Annotated in this window: 22 protein-coding genes; 12 read left to right on the forward strand and 10 right to left on the reverse strand. The window is 62.8% G+C overall.

Going from position 1 to position 20,403, the window contains the following annotated elements; genetic code table 11:
• Nucleotides 1-50: 50 nt before the first annotated feature.
• Genes aroQ through aat form a run of 4 tightly spaced genes read left to right on the forward strand, consistent with a single transcriptional unit; the run spans nucleotide 51 to nucleotide 2,977 of the window.
• Nucleotides 51-497: a type II 3-dehydroquinate dehydratase gene (gene aroQ, locus JOH52_RS18240; protein ID WP_003533076.1), complete on the forward strand. Its 447-nt coding sequence runs from the start codon at nucleotides 51-53 to the stop codon at nucleotides 495-497.
• 23 nt (nucleotides 498-520) lie between these two features.
• Nucleotides 521-997 carry an acetyl-CoA carboxylase biotin carboxyl carrier protein gene (accB, locus tag JOH52_RS18245; protein ID WP_003533074.1) on the forward strand — a complete coding sequence of 159 codons (477 nt, stop codon included), beginning with the start codon at nucleotides 521-523 and terminating at the stop codon, nucleotides 995-997.
• Between the two features lie 12 nt (nucleotides 998-1,009).
• On the forward strand, nucleotides 1,010-2,353 hold the full coding sequence (accC, locus tag JOH52_RS18250; RefSeq protein ID WP_003533072.1) for an acetyl-CoA carboxylase biotin carboxylase subunit: 1,344 nt from the start codon (nucleotides 1,010-1,012) through the stop codon (nucleotides 2,351-2,353).
• Between the two features lie 9 nt (nucleotides 2,354-2,362).
• Entirely contained in the window at nucleotides 2,363-2,977 is a 615-nt protein-coding gene (gene aat / locus JOH52_RS18255) for a leucyl/phenylalanyl-tRNA--protein transferase (RefSeq protein ID WP_003533070.1), read from the forward strand.
• Between the two features lie 94 nt (nucleotides 2,978-3,071).
• Here aat and JOH52_RS18260 read toward each other — a convergent pair whose 3' ends face one another.
• From JOH52_RS18260 to gatB, 4 genes are all read right to left on the reverse strand, one after another.
• Nucleotides 3,072-3,524, reverse strand: coding sequence for a DUF2155 domain-containing protein (locus JOH52_RS18260; protein WP_003533068.1), 453 nt, complete (start codon nucleotides 3,522-3,524; stop codon nucleotides 3,072-3,074).
• Nucleotides 3,525-3,642: 118 nt separating this feature from the next.
• Nucleotides 3,643-4,038: an NADH:ubiquinone oxidoreductase subunit NDUFA12 gene (locus JOH52_RS18265; RefSeq protein ID WP_003533066.1), complete on the reverse strand. Its 396-nt coding sequence runs from the start codon at nucleotides 4,036-4,038 to the stop codon at nucleotides 3,643-3,645.
• 167 nt (nucleotides 4,039-4,205) lie between these two features.
• Nucleotides 4,206-4,703 (reverse strand): GNAT family N-acetyltransferase, encoded by a 498-nt coding sequence (locus JOH52_RS18270; protein WP_014529713.1) that lies wholly within the window; start codon nucleotides 4,701-4,703, stop codon nucleotides 4,206-4,208.
• A 2-nt stretch (nucleotides 4,704-4,705) separates the two neighbouring features.
• Nucleotides 4,706-6,208, reverse strand: coding sequence for an Asp-tRNA(Asn)/Glu-tRNA(Gln) amidotransferase subunit GatB (gene gatB / locus JOH52_RS18275; RefSeq protein ID WP_003533056.1), 1,503 nt, complete (start codon nucleotides 6,206-6,208; stop codon nucleotides 4,706-4,708).
• A 334-nt stretch (nucleotides 6,209-6,542) separates the two neighbouring features.
• Here gatB and JOH52_RS18280 point away from each other — a divergent pair, with 334 nt between their 5' ends.
• On the forward strand, nucleotides 6,543-6,797 hold the full coding sequence (locus JOH52_RS18280) for a YjhX family toxin (protein ID WP_003533053.1): 255 nt from the start codon (nucleotides 6,543-6,545) through the stop codon (nucleotides 6,795-6,797).
• A gap of 103 nt (nucleotides 6,798-6,900) precedes the next feature.
• On the opposite strand, the gene gatA is transcribed toward JOH52_RS18280, so the two are convergent.
• From gatA to JOH52_RS18295, 3 genes are all read right to left on the reverse strand, one after another.
• Nucleotides 6,901-8,382 (reverse strand): Asp-tRNA(Asn)/Glu-tRNA(Gln) amidotransferase subunit GatA, encoded by a 1,482-nt coding sequence (gene gatA, locus JOH52_RS18285; protein ID WP_026030318.1) that lies wholly within the window; start codon nucleotides 8,380-8,382, stop codon nucleotides 6,901-6,903.
• Between the two features lie 48 nt (nucleotides 8,383-8,430).
• The gene (gene gatC / locus JOH52_RS18290) at nucleotides 8,431-8,718 is read right to left on the reverse strand and encodes an Asp-tRNA(Asn)/Glu-tRNA(Gln) amidotransferase subunit GatC (protein WP_003533050.1); all 288 of its coding nucleotides are present in this window, start codon (nucleotides 8,716-8,718) and stop codon (nucleotides 8,431-8,433) included.
• 104 nt (nucleotides 8,719-8,822) lie between these two features.
• Nucleotides 8,823-9,527, reverse strand: a complete 705-nt coding sequence (locus JOH52_RS18295; RefSeq protein WP_003533048.1) for a metal-dependent hydrolase — start codon at nucleotides 9,525-9,527, stop codon at nucleotides 8,823-8,825.
• Between the two features lie 123 nt (nucleotides 9,528-9,650).
• On the opposite strand from JOH52_RS18295, the gene ruvX reads away from it, so the two are divergent.
• Entirely contained in the window at nucleotides 9,651-10,148 is a 498-nt protein-coding gene (ruvX, locus tag JOH52_RS18300) for a Holliday junction resolvase RuvX (protein WP_003533046.1), read from the forward strand.
• Here the strand turns inward: ruvX and JOH52_RS18305 are convergent.
• Together JOH52_RS18305 and JOH52_RS18310 are read right to left on the reverse strand one after the other, a co-directional pair.
• Complete coding sequence (locus tag JOH52_RS18305; RefSeq protein WP_003533044.1) at nucleotides 10,082-10,417, reverse strand: DUF6105 family protein; 336 nt, start codon at nucleotides 10,415-10,417, stop codon at nucleotides 10,082-10,084. The genes ruvX and JOH52_RS18305 overlap by 67 nt on opposite strands.
• A complete protein-coding gene (locus JOH52_RS18310; RefSeq protein ID WP_010969169.1) occupies nucleotides 10,414-10,569 on the reverse strand; it encodes a hypothetical protein in 156 nt (51 codons plus the stop codon). The genes JOH52_RS18305 and JOH52_RS18310 overlap by 4 nt, the downstream gene beginning before the upstream one ends.
• A 205-nt stretch (nucleotides 10,570-10,774) precedes the next feature.
• On the opposite strand from JOH52_RS18310, the gene JOH52_RS18315 reads away from it, so the two are divergent.
• The gene (locus JOH52_RS18315) at nucleotides 10,775-11,710 is read left to right on the forward strand and encodes an AEC family transporter (RefSeq protein WP_026030830.1); all 936 of its coding nucleotides are present in this window, start codon (nucleotides 10,775-10,777) and stop codon (nucleotides 11,708-11,710) included.
• Here the strand turns inward: JOH52_RS18315 and JOH52_RS18320 are convergent.
• Nucleotides 11,692-13,344, reverse strand: coding sequence for an acyl-CoA dehydrogenase family protein (locus JOH52_RS18320; protein WP_003533037.1), 1,653 nt, complete (start codon nucleotides 13,342-13,344; stop codon nucleotides 11,692-11,694). The genes JOH52_RS18315 and JOH52_RS18320 overlap by 19 nt on opposite strands.
• A gap of 142 nt (nucleotides 13,345-13,486) precedes the next feature.
• Here JOH52_RS18320 and JOH52_RS18325 point away from each other — a divergent pair, with 142 nt between their 5' ends.
• The 5 genes from JOH52_RS18325 to topA all read left to right on the forward strand — a co-directional run bounded on the left by JOH52_RS18325 (nucleotide 13,487) and on the right by topA (nucleotide 20,403).
• A complete protein-coding gene (locus tag JOH52_RS18325) occupies nucleotides 13,487-14,428 on the forward strand; it encodes an aspartate carbamoyltransferase catalytic subunit (RefSeq protein ID WP_003533035.1) in 942 nt (313 codons plus the stop codon).
• Nucleotides 14,425-15,717 (forward strand): dihydroorotase, encoded by a 1,293-nt coding sequence (locus JOH52_RS18330; RefSeq protein ID WP_010969167.1) that lies wholly within the window; start codon nucleotides 14,425-14,427, stop codon nucleotides 15,715-15,717. Before JOH52_RS18325 ends, JOH52_RS18330 begins: the two co-directional genes overlap by 4 nt.
• Before the next feature lie 35 nt (nucleotides 15,718-15,752).
• Nucleotides 15,753-16,358, forward strand: coding sequence for a glycerol-3-phosphate 1-O-acyltransferase PlsY (plsY, locus tag JOH52_RS18335; protein ID WP_014529718.1), 606 nt, complete (start codon nucleotides 15,753-15,755; stop codon nucleotides 16,356-16,358).
• Nucleotides 16,358-17,509, forward strand: a complete 1,152-nt coding sequence (gene dprA / locus JOH52_RS18340; RefSeq protein WP_014529719.1) for a DNA-processing protein DprA — start codon at nucleotides 16,358-16,360, stop codon at nucleotides 17,507-17,509. Before plsY ends, dprA begins: the two co-directional genes overlap by 1 nt.
• A 209-nt stretch (nucleotides 17,510-17,718) precedes the next feature.
• Complete coding sequence (gene topA, locus JOH52_RS18345; protein WP_003533027.1) at nucleotides 17,719-20,403, forward strand: type I DNA topoisomerase; 2,685 nt, start codon at nucleotides 17,719-17,721, stop codon at nucleotides 20,401-20,403.

Raw genomic sequence — 20,403 nt, forward strand, 5'->3', positions numbered from 1 at the left:
GGGAACCATCAGTCTATAGGTAACCCTCCATCACCGGACCGGAATCCTTTATGCCTTCGACTATCTTTGTGCTGAACGGCCCAAACCTGAACGCGCTCGGCAAACGTGAACCGGGTATCTATGGCGGCAAGACGCTTGCCGACATCGAAGCCATGTGCAAGGAGGAGGCCAAACTCCTGGGCTTCGACGTCGACTTCCGGCAGTCAAACCATGAGGGCACCTTGGTCGACTGGTTGCACGAGGCTGGCGAAAAGGCAGTCGGCATCGCCATCAATCCCGCCGCCTACGGACACACCTCCATCGCCATGCACGATGCCATTCGGGCGATCACCGTCCCCGTGGTGGAGCTGCATCTTTCCAATATTCATGCGCGCGAAGAATTCCGGCACAAGTCGATGATCGCGCCGGCCGTCAAAGGCGTTATCTGCGGTTTCGGCGCACAGAGTTACATTCTGGCGCTGCATGCGCTAAAGAACCTGACGGAAAAATCCAAATAAGAAGAACACGAGGCTCATATCCCATGGCTGAAAAGAAACCGGGTATCGATCAGGCGCTGATCCGTGATCTCGCCAATATCCTCAACGATACCGACCTGACCGAGATCGAAGTGGAACAGGACGATCTGCGCATCCGCGTTTCGCGGAACGGCACGCCTGTTGCCATGTCCATGCCGGCGATGCCCGCCTACCAGGTGCCGCCCGCCATCGCCGCCGGCCAGCCGGCTGGTGCGCCCCAGGGTGCCGCCGAAGGCGGTCACAATGCCAAGAACGCAGTGACGGCCCCCATGGTCGGCACCGCCTATCTCGCCCCGGCTCCGGGTTCCCGCCCCTTCATCGAAGTCGGTGCGGTGGTAAAGGAAGGTCAGACGATCCTGATCATCGAGGCAATGAAGACGATGAACCAGATTCCCGCCCCCCGCTCCGGCAAGGTGACGGAAATTCTCGTGCAGGACGCCGCTCCGGTCGAATATGGCGAACCCCTGATCGTGATCGAGTAGGGCACGGTGGCGATGATCTCGAAAATCCTCATTGCCAATCGCGGCGAAATTGCTCTGCGCGTCCTGCGCGCCTGCAAGGAGCTCGGCATCGCGACCGTAGCCGTGCACTCGACGGCGGACAGCGACGCCATGCATGTCCGGCTCGCCGACGAGAGCGTCTGCATCGGCCCGCCGCCTTCGCGCGAGAGCTATCTGAACATCCATCAGATCGTTGCCGCCTGTGAGATCACCGGTGCGGATGCGGTGCATCCGGGTTACGGCTTCCTCTCGGAGAACGCCAAGTTCGCCGATATCCTCGATGCGCACGGCATCACTTTCATCGGACCGACTGCCGAGCACATCCGCCTCATGGGCGACAAGATCACCGCCAAGAAGACGGCGGAAGAACTCGGCATTCCGGTCGTTCCGGGCTCCGATGGCGAAGTGAGGCCGGAGAATGCCCTGGAGATCGCCCGCCAGATCGGATTCCCCGTGCTGATCAAGGCGACGGCGGGTGGCGGTGGCCGCGGCATGAAGGTCGCCCGCACCGAGGAGGAACTCGAAAATGCGGTTGCGACGGCACGTTCCGAAGCCGCGGCCGCATTCGGCAACGACGCGGTCTACATGGAGAAGTTTCTCGGCAAGCCGCGCCATATCGAAATACAGGTCGTCGGGGACGGCGAAGGCAATGCGATCCATCTCGGTGAACGCGACTGCTCGCTGCAGCGCCGCCATCAGAAGGTATGGGAAGAAGCCAACTCCCCGGCCCTGAACGTCGAACAGCGCATGAAGATCGGTCAGGTCTGCGCCGACGCGATGAAGAAGTTGAAGTATCGCGGCGCCGGCACGATCGAATTCCTCTACGAGAACGGCGAGTTCTACTTCATCGAGATGAACACGCGCCTGCAGGTCGAACACCCGATTACCGAAGCGATCACCGGGATCGACCTCGTGCACGAGCAGATTCGCGTGGCGTCCGGAGCCGGCCTGTCCGCCAAGCAGGAGGATATCGTCTTCTCCGGTCACGCCATCGAATGCCGCATCAATGCCGAAGATCCGCGCACCTTCGTCCCTTCCCCGGGCACGATCACGCATTTCCACGCCCCGGGCGGCCTCGGTGTGCGCGTCGACAGCGGCGCCTATCAGGGTTACCGCATACCCCCCTACTATGACAGCCTGATCGGTAAGCTGATCGTCCACGGCCGGACGCGCGTCGAGTGCATGATGCGGCTGCGCCGCGTGCTTGACGAATTTGTCATCGACGGCATCAAGACGACTCTTCCCCTTTTTCAGGACCTGATCAACAATCAGGATATCGCAAACGGCGATTATGATATCCATTGGCTGGAGCACCATCTGGCCACAACATCCGCATAGGATACGACATTGAAGGAGACGCGCAGCAAACAACCGGATATCACGCCGGACATGTTGTTGCGCGCCTACTCGATCGGACTCTTCCCCATGGCCGACTCGGCCGACGATCCGGAACTTTTCTGGGTCGAGCCCGAGATTCGCGGCATCATTCCGCTGGACCGGTTTCACGTCTCGCGCAGCCTCGCCAAAGCGATCCGCAGGCGCCCCTTCGACATTCGCTTCGATACGGCCTTCGCTGAAGTCATGGAGGGGTGCGCGCAGCCCGCACCGGACAGGCCGACGACGTGGATCAACGACACGATCCGCTCCCTCTATGCGGCCCTGCACAATATGGGTCATGCGCACAGCGTCGAGGCCTGGGAGGGAGATGCGCTCGTCGGCGGCCTCTACGGCGTTTCACTCGGCGCAGCCTTTTTCGGCGAGAGCATGTTCTCGCGCCGCACCGGCGCATCCAAGATCTGCCTCGTCCATCTGGTCGAGCGATTGAGGTCGAAGGGGTTTCAGCTCCTCGACACGCAGTTCACGACCGAACACCTGAAGTCCTTCGGCGCAGTCGACGTGCCGAAGGCTCAGTACGAAGTTCTGCTCGCGAAAGCGATCGCCTCGCCAAATCTCGAATTTTGAGGATTATGCCTTCTCAAAGGGAAGGCTTACGCTTTGCGTCGCTCCAGTGACACGCACAGGGAGAACGATCGCAGAAGGCGCCTTGTCAAGTGCTCTATTGCTTTGCCGCAGTGTCGGGCGGCGGAACTTCGGAGGTGGACTTGCAGGATTGCAGCCAAACGTCATAGACGGGGTGCTCGACGGCGTTGAGCCCCGGGCTGTCGGCAAACATCCAGCCGGTAAAGATGCGGCGGATCTTCCGGTCGAGCGTGATTTCGTCCACCTCCACAAAGGTGGTCGTCTTCGGCGCTTCCGTTTCGTCGCGGCTGTGGCAAACGCGCGGAGTTACCTGCAACGCACCGAATTGCACCGTTTCGCCGATATAGACGTCAAAGCTGGTGATGCGGCCGGTGATCTTGTCGATGCCGGAGAAGACCGCCACGGCGTTGGAAAGGCGTGCCGCCTGCGCGGTTTCGACGGCAGACGTCACCGGAGCGGCAAGGAGAAGGGCAATGGCCGCAAACCGCCCTCCCCGGCCAATCAAATCCCGCAGACAGAAACCCGCCATTACCGCCAATCCCCCGCACATTGCTGTTAGTCCCGGATGGACTTCAGGCGCTAAACCCGAAATGTGGCTGCGCCGTGATCGTCCCGCAAGTCGCGGGACGATGCCCGAGAAGCCCGGCTCAGGAGCGCGGCGTCCAGGCGTCGTAGTCGCCGGTCACACGCGGGCGCTTGCCGGCACCGGCAATCGACCCTTTCGGCCGGTAGGCATTGGGCGTACCGGTCGGGTTGGCGCGGTGCGGCTTCTGCCATTCGCGGACCGCATATTTCTCGTCGGCGGGGGAGACGTCGGTGCGATGATGCATCCAGCCATGCCAGCCCGGCGGGATCGCAGACGCCTCGGCGGGACCGTTGTAGATCACCCAACGCCGCGTCCGTCCCTCGGAGTCCGTGCCGCCCTGATAGTAGACGTTGCCGAATTCGTCTTCCCCGACGCGCTGGCCATGGCGCCAGGTGTGAAACCGGGTACCGATCGTCTGTCCATTCCACCAGGTGAAAATCTGCAGCAGGAGCTTCATATGCATCGTCCTTTACCGGCCGATGGGAGCCGGCCGGATATCAAAATCTCGCCCCCGCTTATGCCGCGCCGCTTTCGCCTTGTCCAGTGATTCCGCTCCCGGCTCGGGTCTTTCACCCGCATCTCGAGGCCGAAGCGCCTGTGTTCGCATCGATGCGGCGTGAAAGGTCAGGAAAGGCGCTTTTCCAGGATGAGCGCCGGTATGCCGGACTGCTCGTCGCCGCAACTGGATGTTTTTGCGACTTCCACAAATCCGTGCGCGCGATAAAAGGCGAGCGCGTGCAGGTTCTGCGGCTCCACCTCCACCCGCATGCGTTCCGCATCCGGGAAGCAGGTCTCGAGCTCCGCGAACATGTCGCGGCCGACGCCATGGCGTTGATGCTTCGGCAGCACATAGAGCTGGTGCAGCACGGCTGTCTTTTCCAGCGACTCGGACATGGCGGCATAACCCATGCCGGCAAGCTCGCTGCCGTTGTCGGCGACGACAAACTCGGAATGCTTGCGCTGCAGGCGCGCGCGAAGGGCCTCGATCGAATGCCACTTCGCCGTCAGTTCATTGACCTTTTCGGCACCGTAGAACGTATCGTAGGTCGCGTGCCACGTCTCGGCGAGCAGAGCGCGAACCTTCTCGAGGTCACGCTCGCTCGCGGTTCGGACGAAGAACATCGTCACTCCTCGATGCCGAGTTTGGATTTTACCAGGGCCTGCACCGCCTGCGGATTGGCCTTGCCGCCGGTCGCCTTCATCACCTGCCCGACGAACCAGCCGGCGAGCGACGGCTTCGCCTTGGCCTTTTCCACCTGGTCGGGATTGGCGGCGATGATCTCGTCGACCGCCTTCTCGATCGCACCGGTGTCGGTGACCTGCTTCATACCGCGGCTCTCGACGATTTCGGCCGGATCGCCTCCCTCGTTCCAAAGGATTTCGAAGACGTCCTTTGCGAGCTTGCCGGAAATGGTGCCATCCTTGATGAGATCGATGATGCCGCCGAGCTGCGCCGGCGAGACCGGCGTTTCCTCGATGGTCTTGCCGGCCTTGTTCAGCGCGCCGAGAAGATCGTTGATCACCCAGTTCGCCGCCGCCTTGCCGTCACGGCCTTCGGCCACGGCTTCGAAGTAATCGGCAATCGCCTTTTCCGAGACGAGAACGGACGCATCGTAAACGGACAGGCCGAGATCGCGAACGAAGCGTTCCTTCTTGTCGTCCGGCAATTCGGGAAGGTCGGCCTTGAGCGCTTCCACGAAGGCATCGTCAAACTCGAGCGGCAGGAGATCCGGATCGGGGAAGTAGCGGTAGTCGTGCGCCTCTTCCTTCGAACGCATGGAGCGGGTCTCGCCCTTGTTGGCATCGAAGAGCCGGGTCTCCTGGTCGATCGCGCCGCCGTCTTCAAGGATCGCGATCTGGCGACGGGCCTCGTACTCGATCGACTGGCCGACGAAGCGGATCGAGTTGACGTTCTTGATTTCGCAGCGCGTGCCGAAAGCTTCGCCCGGACGGCGAACCGAGACGTTGACGTCCGCGCGCATCGAGCCCTCGTCCATATTGCCGTCGCAGGTGCCGAGATAACGCAGGATCGAGCGAAGCTTGGTGAGATAGGCTTTCGCCTCGTCCGACGAACGCAGGTCCGGCTTCGAGACGATCTCCATCAGCGCGACGCCCGACCGGTTGAGGTCGACATAGGACATGGCGGGATGCTGGTCGTGCATCGACTTGCCGGCATCCTGCTCCAGATGCAGGCGCTCGATGCCGATCTCGACGTCTTCGAACTGCCCCTGGCGGTCCGGACCGACGGAAATGATGATCTTGCCCTCGCCGACGATCGGGTCCTTGTATTGCGAGATCTGGTAGCCCTGCGGCAGGTCCGGATAGAAATAGTTCTTCCGGTCGAAGATCGAGCGATTGTTGATCTTTGCCTTCAAGCCCAGGCCGGTGCGCACGGCCTGCTTGACGCATTCCTCGTTGATGACCGGAAGCATGCCCGGCATTGCGGCATCGACGAGCGAAACATTGGCATTCGGCTCCGATCCGAACTCGGTCGACGCACTGGAGAACAGCTTCGAATTGCTCAGCACCTGCGCATGGACCTCCATGCCGATGATGACCTCCCAGTCGCCGGTGGCGCCTGGAATGAAGCGTTTCGGATCAGGAGTGCGGACGTCGACGATGCTCATGTCATGCTCTTCTTTGAAGCCTGAATTCGTGGTTTCTCGGTAGAGCAATTGATCCCACGGTGCAAGCTTGTAAGGCGCGGCCGCACACATGGGGCACTGGACAATGCCGGCTCTGGCAGCCGGTCTTTGCAACCTTGACGATTGCGCGACGATCTCCTAGAAAGCGCGAGATCCGACAGGAGTATTTATGTTCCATCAGTCTGAGTCCCGGTAAGGGCCCTGCCCGCTTCCACTGAAAAGCGTGCATGGGCCGGAAACGTGAACCCCGCTCTTCTCACGAAGAACGGAACGTTTTCCTGCGTTCTGATGAACGCTATTCCGGAATACTCTAACGATGGACATTTCGCGCGCCGAACAGCGCATTCTTCACCATTTGGCCCAGGGCGGCCGCATTGAAATCACCCGCGAAGGCAAGGCGATCGCGGAAATTCGCTGCTTTACGAGAGACGGCTGGGTCTATCCCGGCGTAGATCTCGAGCTTTTCCGTAAGCTGAAACGGAAGAGAGCGATCAAGTCATCCGCCGGTAAGCCGTATCGCATTACCGAACGCGGACTGCATCTGGTCAGATCGGAGCTCAACAACCGCTGAGCGCCGGCGATCCGCATCGCATCGATACCGGAGATATCGTCTCCGGTGTTCGATGCGGTCGGTATCGCCGCGATTTCCGGCAGCTTGCGGTCTCTTTACGCCGTCACCACCATTTGGACGCCGTGAAGCGGCCGGCTGCCTGTTCGATGACATGGGCCGTCTTGAACAGCGTTTCTTCCTCGAAGGGCTTGCCGATGAGCTGCAGACCGAGCGGCAGCCCCTTGCGGTCGAGCCCGCCCGGCACCGCAATGCCCGGAAGGCCGGCCATGTTCACCGTCACGGTGAAGATGTCGTTCAGGTACATCTTCACCGGATCGGATGCGAGGTCCTCGTCGGCAATGCCGAAGGCAGAGGACGGCGTGGCCGGCGTCAGGATCGCATCGACGCCCGCCTGAAATGCGAGCTCGAAGTCGCGCTTGATCAAAGTCCGGACCTTCTGCGCGCGCAGGTAATAGGCGTCGTAATAGCCGGCGGAAAGCACATAGGTGCCGATCATGATGCGACGCTTTACCTCCTGGCCGAAGCCGGCGGCGCGCGTCTTCTCATACATGTCGATGATGTCCTTGCCGTCGACGCGCAGGCCGTAGCGAACGCCGTCGTAACGCGCGAGGTTGGACGACGCTTCGGCCGGAGCGACGATGTAGTAGGCGGGCAGCGCGTATTTCGTATGCGGCAGCGAGATATCGACGATTTCGGCGCCGGCGTCCCTAAGCCAGACGATACCCTGCTGCCAGAGCGCCTCGATATCCTCCGGCATGCCGTCGACGCGGTATTCCTTGGGAATGCCGATCCGCATGCCCTTGATCGACTGGCCGATCGCGGCTTCGTAGTCCGGCACCGGCAGATCGACGGACGTCGTGTCCTTCGGATCGATGCTCGCCATCGACTTCAACAGGATCGCCGCATCGCGCACGTCGCGGGCGATCGGGCCCGCCTGGTCGAGCGACGAGGCGAAGGCGACGACGCCCCAGCGCGAGCAGCGGCCATAGGTCGGCTTGATGCCGACGGTGCCGGTGAACGCCGCCGGCTGGCGAATCGAGCCACCGGTATCGGTCGCGGTGGCGCCGGCGCAAAGACGCGCCGCGACCGCGGCCGCCGATCCGCCGGAAGAGCCGCCCGGAACCAGGTCCAGATTCGAGCCCTTAGCGCGCCACGGGTTCTTGACCGGTCCGTAATAGGAGGTCTCGTTAGACGAGCCCATGGCGAACTCGTCCATGTTAAGCTTGCCGAGCATGACGGCGCCGTCGTTCCACAGGTTCTGGGTCACGGTCGACTCGTAGCGCGGCTCGAATCCGTCGAGTATGTGGCTGCATGCCTGCGTGTGGATGCCCTCCGTGCCGAAGAGATCCTTGATACCGAGCGGGATACCCTCGAGCGCGCCGGCCTTACCGCCTGCGATGCGGGCGTCCGAGGCCTTCGCCATCTCGCGCGCCTTTTCCTGCGTAACGGCGACATAGGCGTTGATCGTCTCGTTGGCTGCCTCGATCGCGCCAAGATAGGCGTCGGTCAACTCGACCGCGGTGATTTCCTTGGCGGAAAGCTTCGCGCGGGCTTCGGCGATCGTGAGGCTCGTAAGGTCGGTCATGGTGCAATCGGACTTTCGCATTCGGAACGGCTGGACGGGCGGCGGTGGTTACTCGACCACCTTCGGAACGAGGAAGAAGTTGCGATCCGAGTTCGGCGCATTGGCGACAATGTCGTCCGCCTTGTCACCATCCGCGACGATGTCGTCGCGCTTTTTCATCTTCATCGGCATCACCGACGTCATCGGCTCGACTCCGTCGACATCCACTTCGGAGAGCTGCTCGACGAAGCCCAGGATACCGTTGAGTTCGCCGGTCATCCGCTCGGCTTCCTCATCGCTGACGGCGATGCGGGCAAGGCGCGCGACGCGCTTCACGGTGGCAAGGTCTACGGACATGATCATCTCCGGTATCGCAAAGTTTCCCCCGCTATAAAGGCGAGTTGCACAACGTGCAACTCGCGAATGGCGCCGACCGGCTTCGGGCGGGGCTGCGCCCTTCTTTATAGGGTTACCGCGCCGCCGACCTCGGGGGTGGCGACCAATGTCGAGGCGCCGTCCATGCCGGCAATGAAGGTCTCCGGCGTCTGGTCGATGATCGGGAAGGAGCCATAGTGGCAAGGGATCGCCGTGTTGAACTTGAAGTAACGCTGGCACGCGAGCGCGGCCACGGCACCGCCCATGGTGAAACGGTCGCCGATCGGCACGATGCCGATTTCCGGCTCGTGCAGTTCCTGCACGAGCGCCATGTCGGAGAAGATGTCCGTGTCGCCCATGTGATAGAGCGTCGGCTCGTCGTCGAAATGGAGAACGAGGCCATTGGCATTGCCGAGCGAATGCGAAACGCCGTCGTCGGTGATCTGCGCCGATGAATGCAGCGCGTTGACGAATGTGGCGGTGAAGCTCCCGAGCTGGATGGTTCCGCCCGTATTGCCCGGCTCCAGCTTCGAAATGCCCTGCCGGCCGAGCCACATGCAGAGGTCGAAATTGGCAAGGACCGTCGCGCCGGTTTCCTTGGCTATGGCAACGGTGTCGCCGACATGGTCGCCGTGGCCGTGGGTCAGCAGAATGTGGGTCAGTCCCGCCGTTGCGGCCTTGCGCTCCTCATCCCGAAAGGCCGGATTGCCGGTGAAGAACGGATCTATCAGTATTTTGGCTTTCGCCGTTTCGATATGGAAGGCGGAATGTCCCAGCCATTTGATGTTCATGATGTTCTCCTCAGATCGCGCGCGGCACCCCAGGCGAGTCGGGCGATAAAATTGATCGATTTATGTCTAGGACAAGCATATGGATCAGACCAGCGCACTGGAAAGATCGAATCGGTAAATCCCATGGCAATTCTCACGATGGAGGAACTCGCGGAGCGGCTGCCGCCCTATCAGTCGGTGGCAGGCCTGGACCTCGGGACGAAAACGATCGGCATTTCGGTTTCCGATCTGGGGCGGCGCTTTGCGACGCCGCGCGAGGTGATCCGCCGCGTCAAGTTCGGCGCCGACGCGCAGGCGCTCCTGTCTTTTGCGGAGAAGGAAAAAATCGCCGCCTTCATCATCGGCTTGCCGGTGAATATGGACGGATCGGAAGGGCCGCGCTGCCAGGCGACGCGGGCCTTCGTGCGCACTATGGGAGAAAAGACCGATATCCCCTTCGTCCTCTGGGACGAACGCCTGTCCACGGTGGCAGCCGAGCGGGTACTGATCGAAATGGACGTATCGCGGAAAAAGCGGGCCGAACGCATCGATTCGGCCGCCGCTTCCTTCATCCTTCAGGGAGCGCTGGATAGATTGGCATCGCTGGCGAGAGGCGCTTCCGGCGATCGGGACGCGCCGTAACGGCGCCGATACCAGGCCGCGATCTGCCTCCGCTTCCTGAGCGCGACAAGGCCGAACACGATCAGGCTGTCGACGATCATGGCCCGGGCGACGAGCGGCGGAATGGTTTCCGGCGGGATTCCCAGGATACTCCCGTAAACCCGGAAGACGAGCTCATGCGCCTCTCGCGTCAGCATGAAGACGCCGAAGCTCATGTCATAGTAGGAGAGCCCGTACCAGCCCGTAAGCAGCATCACGGGACCGCCCCAGAAGATCAGCAACCACTTCATGAAGCGCCCCTCTCCGGCTGGTGACCGCTAAGAAGCGGAAAGATTGCACGATCAAGCAGGACGAACGTGGTCAGGACGGCCGCGAGGCTCGCTATGTCGAGCGCCAAGCCGGCGAAAAAGATCACCATGATGATCAGCAAGGCAGCTCTCACCGGCCGCTCCGTTCCATCCTTAAAAAATCACACCGCCAGTATCTCCGCCTCGGAGGCAGAAGCGCAACGTAAACCATTTGTTAAGGTTAATATTCACAGTGAAAGCCGGCTTGCGGCCGCCTGTCCAGCGCTCTACAGCGAGTTCTGCGCACCTCATAGGGCGCGCGGCGCTGCGTGCGTGAACCTCCGTCTGCCTGGAGCCCTGATGACCATCGTCTTCGAAAGCATTCTGCCGGTCTTCCTGCTCGTGATCCTTGGTGTCGCGCTCCGGCGCTCGACGCTTGTCGACCAGGGGCTATGGATCGGGCTCGAGCAGTTCGGCTATTATTTTCTCTTTCCCGCTCTGCTCTTCTCGACGCTGGCGAAGGCGGACCTGGCCGGCCTCGAGGCTGATGAGACGGCCGTCGCTACGGTCGGCAGCGTCACATTGATGTCGGCCGCCCTCCTCTCGGCCTGGCCTCTGCTGCGCCGAGGCGGCATTTCCGGCCCCACCTTTACATCGGTGTTCCAGACGGCCACGCGATGGAATGCCTTCATTGCACTGGCGGTCGCTGAAAAACTATTCGGCACGGCTGGACTCAGCCTGACGGCTCTCGTCATGGCACTGCTCATCATCCCGATCAATTTCTACAATATCGCCGTTCTGACCTGGTTCGGCGGCGGCAGCCGTGGCATCGGTTTTTTCTTTTTGAAGATCATCACCAATCCGCTGATCATCTCGTCGGCGCTCGGGATATTGTTCAACTTGACGGGCATCGAACTGTATGGGCCCGTGATGACGGCGGTCGACATGCTGGCGAGCGCTTCGCTCGGGCTTGGGCTGATCCTGGTCGGGGCCGGCCTCAAGATCGCCGACGCCTTGAACCCGAGCATCCCGGTCCTGTTCGCGGTCGTGCTCAAGCTGATCGTCATGCCGGTGTTCATGGTGGGCAGCAGCGCGCTTCTCGGCATCCGGGGGGATGCCCTGCTCGTCATCGCCGTGGGTGCGGCCGTCCCGACCGCCATGAACGGCTATCTTCTGGCCAAGCAGATGGGGGGTGACGCGGAGCTTTACGCGTCCGTCGCCACGATCCAGACGGCGGCCTCGTTCCTGACGATACCGCTCGTGCTCTTCGTTACGGGCTATGTTGCGGCCGGGTAGAGCAAATCGAGGACATAGGCCGAATCGAAGCGCGAATCGAGCATGCCGTAAGTCGAGCGCCAGCCGGCGGCCAGGCGCGATTCCAGGAACGCATCGGCGATGCGCCCGGCCCCGAGCCTGTAGAGTTCGGCAGCAGCCGCCGCCAGCGCCAGTTGCTCGACCAGCATGCGTGCCGCGCCCTCGTCGCGCTCGCAGAGCGACATGGCGGCACGCAGAACCTCGATCGTCTTGCGCCCGGCGGGGCCGAGATCGCGGCCGATCGTTGCGAAGAGCTGTTCGAACAGTTCCTTCCGGCGCCCGAGCACCCGCAGGACGTCGAGCGCCATAACGTTGCCGGAGCCTTCCCAGATCGCATTGACCGGGGCTTCGCGGTAGTGGCGCGCAAGCGCCCGCTCCTCGACATAGCCGTTGCCGCCCATGCACTCCATCGCCTCATAGATCAGCGCGGGGGCGATCTTGCAGCACCAGTATTTCGCGACCGGCGTCATGATACGGGCGTAGGCGGCATCCTCCGCGCTGCTATGGGCATTATCGAAGGCTTCGGCCAGGCGGAACGACAGTGCGCTTGCGGCCGCGACATCCAGGGCCATATCGGCGAGCACCCTGGTCATCATCGGCTGGCTGACAAGCGCCTTGCCGAAGACCTTGCGGCCGCGGGTATGATGCACGGCTTCGGCGAGCGATGCGCGCATCATCCCGGCCGAGGCCAGCGCGCAGTCGAGCCGGGTCAGCGTCACCATGTCCAGGATCGTGCGGATACCGGCATCCGGCGTACCGAGCAGGAAACCGAAAGTGTCGGAAAACTCGACCTCGGAGGAAGCATTGGAACGGTTGCCCAGCTTGTCCTTCAGGCGCTGGAAACGCAGACCGTTGGCCCCGCCGTCCTCCAGCAGCCGCGGGACCAGGAAGCAGCCGAGCCCCTCCCGGGTCTGTGCCAGCATGACGAAAGCGTCGCTCATCGGCGCGGACATGAACCATTTGTGTCCGGTGAGGCGATAAATGCCCTCCCCCACCCGTTCGGCCGTGGAGGTATTGGCGCGCACGTCGGTGCCGCCCTGCTTCTCGGTCATGCCCATGCCGATCGTGACCGCGGACTTCTGCATCCACGGCCGATTGGACGAATCATATTTGCGCGAGAGGATCTTCGGCGCCCATTCCTTCTGGACGGCGGGGGAAGCGGTAATCGCCGCGACCGAGGCACTGGTCATCGTCAGCGGGCAGAGATGGCCGCATTCGAGCTGCGCGGTCAGATAGAAGCGGATCGCCCTTACCTTGTGCGAGCGGCCGCGCTCATCGGGCAGGTTCTCCCAGGCGGAAGAATGCAGACCGGTCGTCATGGAGCGGCGCATCAGCGCATGCCAGGCGGGATGGAACTCGACGACGTCGAGGCGCTCGCCGCGCGGCCCGTGCGTCTTCAGCTTCGGCACGCCTTCATTGGCCATCCGGGCCAGTTCCTGTGCCTCGGGCGAAGTCACATAGCGCCCAAGCCCATCGAACTCGTCGCGCAGCGTCTTCGGCATGCTGGACGTGATGTCGACCACCAGCGGGTCGGAGCGAAAGGCGTTGACACCGGACCAGGGCTTGGGCTGGTTCAGTTCTGCAAGTTTTTGTTCTGTCCGGTTCATCTGATTCATGGGCCGGTTTTAGAGCCTTTCCTGTCCAAATGGAAACAATTCTGTTGGCCCAAGTTTTCTTCGGAACGGGCGGCGCGCCGCTTGCCGCGCCGGGGTCCACGTTCTATAGAGCGACCGAATTCCAGAAATGCAAGGGCGGCTCATGATCACCTTCCCGCATCGCCACCTGCTCGGCATCAAGGGGCTGACGGAACAGGATATCACGCTCCTGCTCGATCGCGCCGACGAGGCCGTCAAGATCTCTCGACAGAGGGAAAAGAAGACCTCCTCGCTGCGCGGGCTCACGCAGATCAATCTGTTCTTTGAAGCCTCGACCCGTACCCAGTCCTCATTCGAGCTCGCCGGAAAGCGGCTCGGCGCCGACGTCATGAACATGTCCGTCGGCAATTCCTCGGTGAAGAAAGGCGAGACGCTGATCGATACGGCGATGACGCTGAACGCCATGCACCCGGACGTGCTGGTCGTTCGCCACTCGTCGGCGGGGGCTGCCTCGCTGCTTGCCCAGAAGGTCTCCTGCTCGGTCGTCAACGCCGGCGACGGCCAGCACGAGCACCCGACGCAGGCGCTGCTCGACGCGCTGACGATCCGGCGCGCCAAGGGCAAGCTCTCGCGGATCATCGTGGCGATCTGCGGCGACGTTCTCCACTCGCGCGTCGCCCGCTCCAATATCCTGCTTTTGAACCAGATGGGCGCCCGTGTGCGGGTCGTCGCGCCGGCGACGCTGCTTCCCGCCGGCATCGCCGAGATGGGCGCCGAGGTCTACCACTCCATGGCCGAGGGCCTCAAGGATGCGGACGTGGTGATGATGCTGAGACTCCAGCGCGAGCGCATGGCCGGCTCCTTCGTGCCTTCGGTGCGCGAGTACTTCCATTACTACGGCCTGGATGCCGAGAAGCTCAAGGTCGCGAAGGACGACGCGCTCGTCATGCATCCGGGGCCGATGAACCGCGGCGTCGAGATCGCCTCGGAGATCGCAGACGGGCCGCAAAGCGTGATCGAACAGCAGGTCGAGATGGGCGTCGCCGTGCGCATGGCGGTGATGGAAACATTGCTTCTCTCCCAGAACCAGGGGCCGCGCCTATGACCAGACCACTCGTTCTGCAGAACCTCCGCATCGTCGATCCCTCGCGGAAACTGGACGAAATCGGCACCATCATCGTCGGGGACGACGGCCGTATCCTCGCGGCCGGGAAGGATGCGCAGAACCAGGGCGTACCTGCGGACGCCTTCGTCAAGGACTGCGCCGGCCTCACCGCCGTCCCGGGATTGGTCGATGCGCGCGTCTTCGTCGGCGAACCGGGCAGCGAACATCGCGAGACGATCGAGTCGGCCTCGCGTGCAGCGGCAACCGGCGGCGTCACTTCTTTCATCGCCATGCCGGACACCGATCCGGTGATCGACGATATCGCGCTTGTCGAATTCGTGCAGAAGACCGCGCGCGACAAGGCGCTCGTCAACGTCCATCCGGCGGCGGCCCTGACCAAGGGACTGCTCGGCCAAGAGATGACCGAGATCGGGCTGCTTCGCGATGCGGGCGCCGTCTGCTTCACCAACGGGCGACAGCCGGTGCACGATACGCTCGTGCTTCGCCGCGCGATGACCTACGCGCGCGAGTTCGGTGCCGTCGTCGCGCTCGGGACGCGCGACAAGTATCTCGGCGCCAACGGCGTCATGAATGAAGGGCTGCTTGCGAGTTGGCTCGGCCTTCCCGGCGTGCCGCGCGAAGCCGAGATCATTCCGCTCGAACGCGACCTGCGCATCGCCGGCCTGACGCGTGCGGCCTATCACGCGGCTGAAATTTCCGTTCCCGAATCGGCCGAGACCATTCGCATCGCCCGCGAGCGCGGCACCAACGTCACCTGCGGCATCTCGATCAACCACTTGACCCTGAACGAGAACGACATCGGCGAGTACAGGACTTTCTTCAAACTCTCGCCGCCCTTGCGCACCGAGGACGATCGCGTCGCGATGGTCGAGGCGCTGGCCGACGGAACGATCGATATCATTGTCTCGTCTCATGATCCGCAGGACGTCGACACCAAGCGCCTGCCCTTCGCGGATGCCGCGGACGGGGCGATCGGCCTCGAAACACTGGCGGCAGCGGCGCTGCGGCTCTATCACAGCGGCGAAGTGCCGCTGATGCGGCTGATCGATGCTCTGTCCACCCGCCCGTCCGCGATCTTCGGCCTGGATGCCGGCACGCTGAAGCCCGGCGCCCGAGCCGACATCGCCGTCATCGACCTTGACGAGCCTTGGGTTCTCCACAAGGAGACGCTCGTCTCACGCTCCAAGAACACGCCTTTCGAAAATGCACGCTTTACCGGACGGGTCGTCCAAACCTATGTTGCTGGCGAACTCGTGCATTCGGCATAACCGGCGCGGGTCAGCGGAAGGGGGGACCGGTGGACATGTTTTCCTGGCAGTTGGGGCTGCCTTCGACTCTCGCATGCCTTGTTTTCGGTTATCTGCTGGGCTCGATCCCGTTCGGCCTCATTCTGACGCGGATGGCCGGCCTCGGTGACGTACGCAAGATCGGCTCCGGCAATATCGGCGCGACGAATGTGCTCAGAACCGGCAACAGGAAGCTTGCCGCCGCCACGCTGCTGCTCGATGCCCTGAAGGGCACGGCTGCCGCAGCGATCGCATCCTACTGGGGTGTCGAAGCGGGCATTGCCGCCGGTTTTGCCGCCTTTCTCGGACACCTTTTTCCCGTCTGGCTTTCCTTCAGGGGCGGCAAGGGCGTTGCGACCTATATCGGCGTACTGCTCGGCCTCATGCCGGTAATGGTGCTCCTTTTCGCAGCCATCTGGCTGGCGATGGCAAAGATCACCCGCTACTCCTCTCTTTCGGCACTCGTCGCGACCGCCGCCGTCCCCATCGCGCTCTATGCAGCCGGCAACGGCAAGGTGGCCGGGCTCTTTGCGGTCATGACGGCCATCGCCTGGATCAAGCACCGCGCCAACATCCAGCGACTCCTGAGCGGCACCGAAAGCCGGATCGGAGAAAAGGGCTGATGCCGCCGGGCGGCGCTCGACGGACCGGGACCGCGCTCAGCGAACGGCAGAAGATCGCATGGTTGCGGCTCATCCGAAGCGACAATGTCGGCCCGGCAACCTTCCGCGATCTGATCAGCCATTTCGGCAACGCAGAGGCGGCGCTCGAGGCGCTGCCGGAACTTTCGCGTCGTGGCGGGGCGGACCGGTCCTTCCGCATTGCCACGGTGGACGAAGCCGAGCGAGAACTCGAGGCCGCACACCGGTTCGGTGCCGTGTTCGTGGGCATCGGCGAACCCGATTATCCGGACGCGCTCAGACAGATCGACGGCGCCCCGCCGCTTCTCGCGACGAAGGGCAATTTGAACGCGACGGCCCGTCCCTCGCTTGGGATCGTCGGCTCACGCAATGCCTCGGTCAGCGGCGCGAAGTTCGCGGCGATGATCGCCCGCGACGCCGGAGCTGCCGGCTATGTCATCACATCAGGGCTCGCCCGCGGCATCGACACCGCCGCGCACCGCGCCAGTCTGCGGACAGGCACGATCGCCGTGCTCGCCGGTGGCCTCGACCGCCCCTACCCGCCGGAGAATCTCGGCCTCCTGCAGGAAATCGTCTCCGGCGAGGGGCTGGCGGTCAGCGAGATGCCCTTTGGCTGGGAACCGCGCGCCCGGGATTTCCCGAGACGAAACCGGCTCGTCGCGGGCATCAGCCTCGGTGTTGCGATCGTCGAAGCCGCGAACCGTTCAGGGTCACTGATCACTGCGCGCTATGCCGCCGATTTCGGCCGGCTGGTCTTTGCCGTTCCCGGGTCGCCTCTCGATCCGCGCTGTCATGGCACGAACGATCTCCTGAAACAGGGGGCGACCGTCACGACCTCTTCGGCGGACGTGATCGAGGCGCTGGCGCCTCTCAGCCGCGACGACCTTTTCTCGCGGCTGGAAGCCAACGAGCCAAGCGCCGAGGAGCCGCGGCCGATGCCGCAGCCGCCGGACGACACAGATCGCTCGCGCGTCGTCGAGGCTCTCGGGCCGACGCCGGTCGAGATCGACGATCTCATCCGATATACCGGCCTTGCCGCACCGCAGATCCATATGGTGCTCGTCGAACTGGATCTTGCCGGTCAGCTCTGCCGTCACGGAGGCAATCTCGTATCCCTCGCGACGGCCGAATGACGGCCAGGACCTGTCGCTCCGCCGCGTCGAAGACAACGGCAAGAATGACGACCAGTGGTTGAGCCGATTCGAATGTTGCCGCTTGGTTGCGGTCGAGCGTGATATAGCTATTTTCGATCAAACCCCTTGACCGCGCCCGAATCCCTGTCCATGTCGTGGCGTCGGATTGGCGCGCAGGGTCGCCAAACAAGTTGTTTCAGAGAATGTCGATGAATGTTGTAGTGGTGGAATCGCCTTCCAAGGCCAAGACGATCAACAAGTACCTGGGCCCAGGCTACAAGGTGCTTGCCTCGTTCGGCCACGTGCGTGACCTGCCTGCCAAGGACGGATCGGTTCGCCCCGACGAAGACTTCGAGATGTCCTGGGAGGTCGACGGCGCTTCCGCCAAGCGGATGAAGGACATTGCCGACGCGGTGAAATCGTCCGACGGACTCATTCTGGCAACCGACCCCGACCGCGAGGGCGAGGCGATTTCCTGGCATGTGCTCGACCTTCTCAGGAAGAAGAAGGTCATCGGCGACAAGCCGGTCAAGCGAGTCGTCTTCAATGCGATCACCAAGAAGGCCGTGCTCGATGCGATGGCCGAACCCCGCGACATCGATGCCTCTCTGGTCGACGCATATCTCGCACGCCGCGCTCTCGACTACCTCGTCGGCTTCAATCTTTCGCCCGTGCTCTGGCGCAAGCTGCCGGGCGCACGCTCGGCGGGCCGCGTGCAATCGGTGGCGCTGCGCCTCGTCTGCGACCGCGAGGCGGAGATCGAGCGCTTCGTCACCGAAGAATACTGGAACATCTCGGCGCTTCTGAAGACACCGCGCGGCGACGAATTCGAAGCGCGCCTCGTTTCGGCCGACGGCAAGCGGCTGCCGCCGAAGGCGATCGGCAATGGCGAGGAAGCCAATCGGTTGAAGTCCCTGCTCGACGGCGCGAGCTACGTCGTCGAGAGCGTCGAGGCCAAGCCGGTCAAACGCAATCCCTCCCCGCCCTTCACCACTTCGACGCTGCAGCAGGCCGCCTCCTCGAAGCTCGGCTTCTCGGCATCGCGCACCATGCAGGTGGCGCAGAAGCTCTATGAAGGCGTCGATATCGGCGGAGAAACCGTAGGTCTCATCACCTATATGCGAACGGACGGCGTGCAGATGGCGCCGGAAGCGATCGAGGCCGCGCGCCAGGCCATCGGCAGCCAGTTCGGAGAGCGTTATCTTCCGGAAAAGCCGCGCTTCTATTCCACCAAGGCAAAGAATGCCCAGGAAGCGCACGAGGCCATTCGCCCGACCGATTTCGACCGCACGCCCGACCAGGTCCGGCGCTTCCTCGACGGCGACATGCTGAGACTGTACGATCTTGTCTGGAAGCGCGGCATCGCGAGCCAGATGGCGTCTGCGGAGATCGAGCGCACCACCGCCGAGATCGTTGCCGACAATGCCGGCAAGAAGGCGGGCCTCAGGGCAACCGGCTCGGTCATCCGCTTCGACGGCTTCATCGCTGCCTATACCGACATGAAGGAAGACGGCGAGCAGGCGGATGACGGCGACGAGGACGGCCGCCTTCCGGAAATCAACGCACGCGAAAATCTTGCCAAGCAGAAGATCAACGCCAGCCAGCACTTCACCGAGCCGCCGCCGCGCTATTCGGAAGCGACGCTCATCAAGAAGATGGAAGAACTTGGCATCGGCCGCCCGTCCACCTATGCGGCGACCGTCACGACCCTCATCGACCGTGACTATGTGGAGATCGACAAGCGCAAGCTGGTGCCGCAGGCGAAAGGCCGTCTGGTCACTGCGTTCCTCGAAAGCTTCTTCACCCGCTATGTAGAATATGATTTCACCGCGTCGCTCGAGGAGAAACTCGACCAGATTTCGGCAGGCGAACTCAATTGGAAGGACGTGCTGCGCGACTTCTGGAAGGACTTCTTCTCCCAGATCGAGGACACCAAGGAACTGCGCGTCACCAACGTGCTCGATGCGCTCAACGAGGAACTGGCTCCGCTCGTCTTCCCGAAGCGGGAAGATGGCGGCGACCCGCGCATTTGTCAGGTCTGCGGCACCGGCAAGCTGTCCCTGAAGCTCGGCAAATACGGCGCTTTCGTCGGATGCTCCAATTACCCGGAATGCAACTACACGCGCCAACTCTCCTCCGACAGCAACGGTGACGCCGAAGCAGCTGCAGCGAACGAGCCGCAAAGCCTCGGCAAGGATCCGCATACCGGCGAGGAAATCACGCTGCGCAACGGCCGCTTCGGCCCCTATGTCCAGCGCGGCGACGGCAAGGAGGCGAAACGCGCCAGCCTGCCGAAGGGTTGGACGCCGGCGGCGATCGATCACGAGAAGGCCCTCGCCCTGCTCTCCCTGCCGCGCGATATCGGGCCGCATCCGGAAAGCGGCAAGATGATCTCCACCGGCATCGGCCGCTATGGCCCCTTCGTGCTTCACAACGGCACCTATGCCAATCTGGAATCCGTCGAGGACGTCTTCTCTATCGGTCTGAACCGCGCGATTTCCGTCCTTGCCGACAAGCAGTCCAAAGGGGCTGGCGGCGGACGCGCTAGCGCGGCGGCCCTCAAGGAGCTTGGGGAACATCCGGACGGCGGCGCGATTACTGTTCGCGACGGACGCTTCGGGCCCTACGTCAACTGGGGCAAGGTGAATGCCACGCTGCCGAGGGGTAAGGACCCGCAATCGGTCACGGTCGAGGAAGCGCTTGCGCTCATCGCCGAGCGCGAAGCGAAAGGCGGCGTGACCAAGGGCAAGGCGGCAAAGGGAAAGCCGACCGGGGGAAAATCGGCCGGAACGAAGTCTGCCAAGGCTGCATCGGCCGGAACTGCGAAAGCGGAGAAGCCGAAATCAGCAGCGAAGACGAAAACGAAAGCGGCCGCGAAGGCCAAGAAGGACTGA

Source organism: Sinorhizobium meliloti, from assembly GCF_017876815.1.
Lineage (GTDB): Bacteria > Pseudomonadota > Alphaproteobacteria > Rhizobiales > Rhizobiaceae > Sinorhizobium > Sinorhizobium meliloti.

Excerpts from the sequence above, each read along its gene's own strand:
- aroQ (WP_003533076.1), top strand. The coding sequence starts at position 51 with ATGCCTTCGACTATCTTTGTGCTGAACGGCCCAAACCTGAACGCGCTC.
- accB (WP_003533074.1), top strand. The coding sequence starts at position 521 with ATGGCTGAAAAGAAACCGGGTATCGATCAGGCGCTGATCCGTGATCTC.
- accC (WP_003533072.1), top strand. The coding sequence starts at position 1,010 with ATGATCTCGAAAATCCTCATTGCCAATCGCGGCGAAATTGCTCTGCGC.
- JOH52_RS18260 (WP_003533068.1), bottom strand. The coding sequence starts at position 3,524 with ATGGCGGGTTTCTGTCTGCGGGATTTGATTGGCCGGGGAGGGCGGTTT.
- JOH52_RS18265 (WP_003533066.1), bottom strand. The coding sequence starts at position 4,038 with ATGAAGCTCCTGCTGCAGATTTTCACCTGGTGGAATGGACAGACGATC.
- JOH52_RS18270 (WP_014529713.1), bottom strand. The coding sequence starts at position 4,703 with ATGTTCTTCGTCCGAACCGCGAGCGAGCGTGACCTCGAGAAGGTTCGC.
- gatB (WP_003533056.1), bottom strand. The coding sequence starts at position 6,208 with ATGAGCATCGTCGACGTCCGCACTCCTGATCCGAAACGCTTCATTCCA.
- JOH52_RS18280 (WP_003533053.1), top strand. The coding sequence starts at position 6,543 with ATGGACATTTCGCGCGCCGAACAGCGCATTCTTCACCATTTGGCCCAG.
- gatA (WP_026030318.1), bottom strand. The coding sequence starts at position 8,382 with ATGACCGACCTTACGAGCCTCACGATCGCCGAAGCCCGCGCGAAGCTT.
- gatC (WP_003533050.1), bottom strand. The coding sequence starts at position 8,718 with ATGTCCGTAGACCTTGCCACCGTGAAGCGCGTCGCGCGCCTTGCCCGC.
- JOH52_RS18295 (WP_003533048.1), bottom strand. The coding sequence starts at position 9,527 with ATGAACATCAAATGGCTGGGACATTCCGCCTTCCATATCGAAACGGCG.
- ruvX (WP_003533046.1), top strand. The coding sequence starts at position 9,651 with ATGGCAATTCTCACGATGGAGGAACTCGCGGAGCGGCTGCCGCCCTAT.
- JOH52_RS18305 (WP_003533044.1), bottom strand. The coding sequence starts at position 10,417 with ATGAAGTGGTTGCTGATCTTCTGGGGCGGTCCCGTGATGCTGCTTACG.
- JOH52_RS18315 (WP_026030830.1), top strand. The coding sequence starts at position 10,775 with ATGACCATCGTCTTCGAAAGCATTCTGCCGGTCTTCCTGCTCGTGATC.
- JOH52_RS18320 (WP_003533037.1), bottom strand. The coding sequence starts at position 13,344 with ATGAATCAGATGAACCGGACAGAACAAAAACTTGCAGAACTGAACCAG.
- JOH52_RS18325 (WP_003533035.1), top strand. The coding sequence starts at position 13,487 with ATGATCACCTTCCCGCATCGCCACCTGCTCGGCATCAAGGGGCTGACG.
- JOH52_RS18330 (WP_010969167.1), top strand. The coding sequence starts at position 14,425 with ATGACCAGACCACTCGTTCTGCAGAACCTCCGCATCGTCGATCCCTCG.
- plsY (WP_014529718.1), top strand. The coding sequence starts at position 15,753 with ATGTTTTCCTGGCAGTTGGGGCTGCCTTCGACTCTCGCATGCCTTGTT.
- dprA (WP_014529719.1), top strand. The coding sequence starts at position 16,358 with ATGCCGCCGGGCGGCGCTCGACGGACCGGGACCGCGCTCAGCGAACGG.
- topA (WP_003533027.1), top strand. The coding sequence starts at position 17,719 with ATGAATGTTGTAGTGGTGGAATCGCCTTCCAAGGCCAAGACGATCAAC.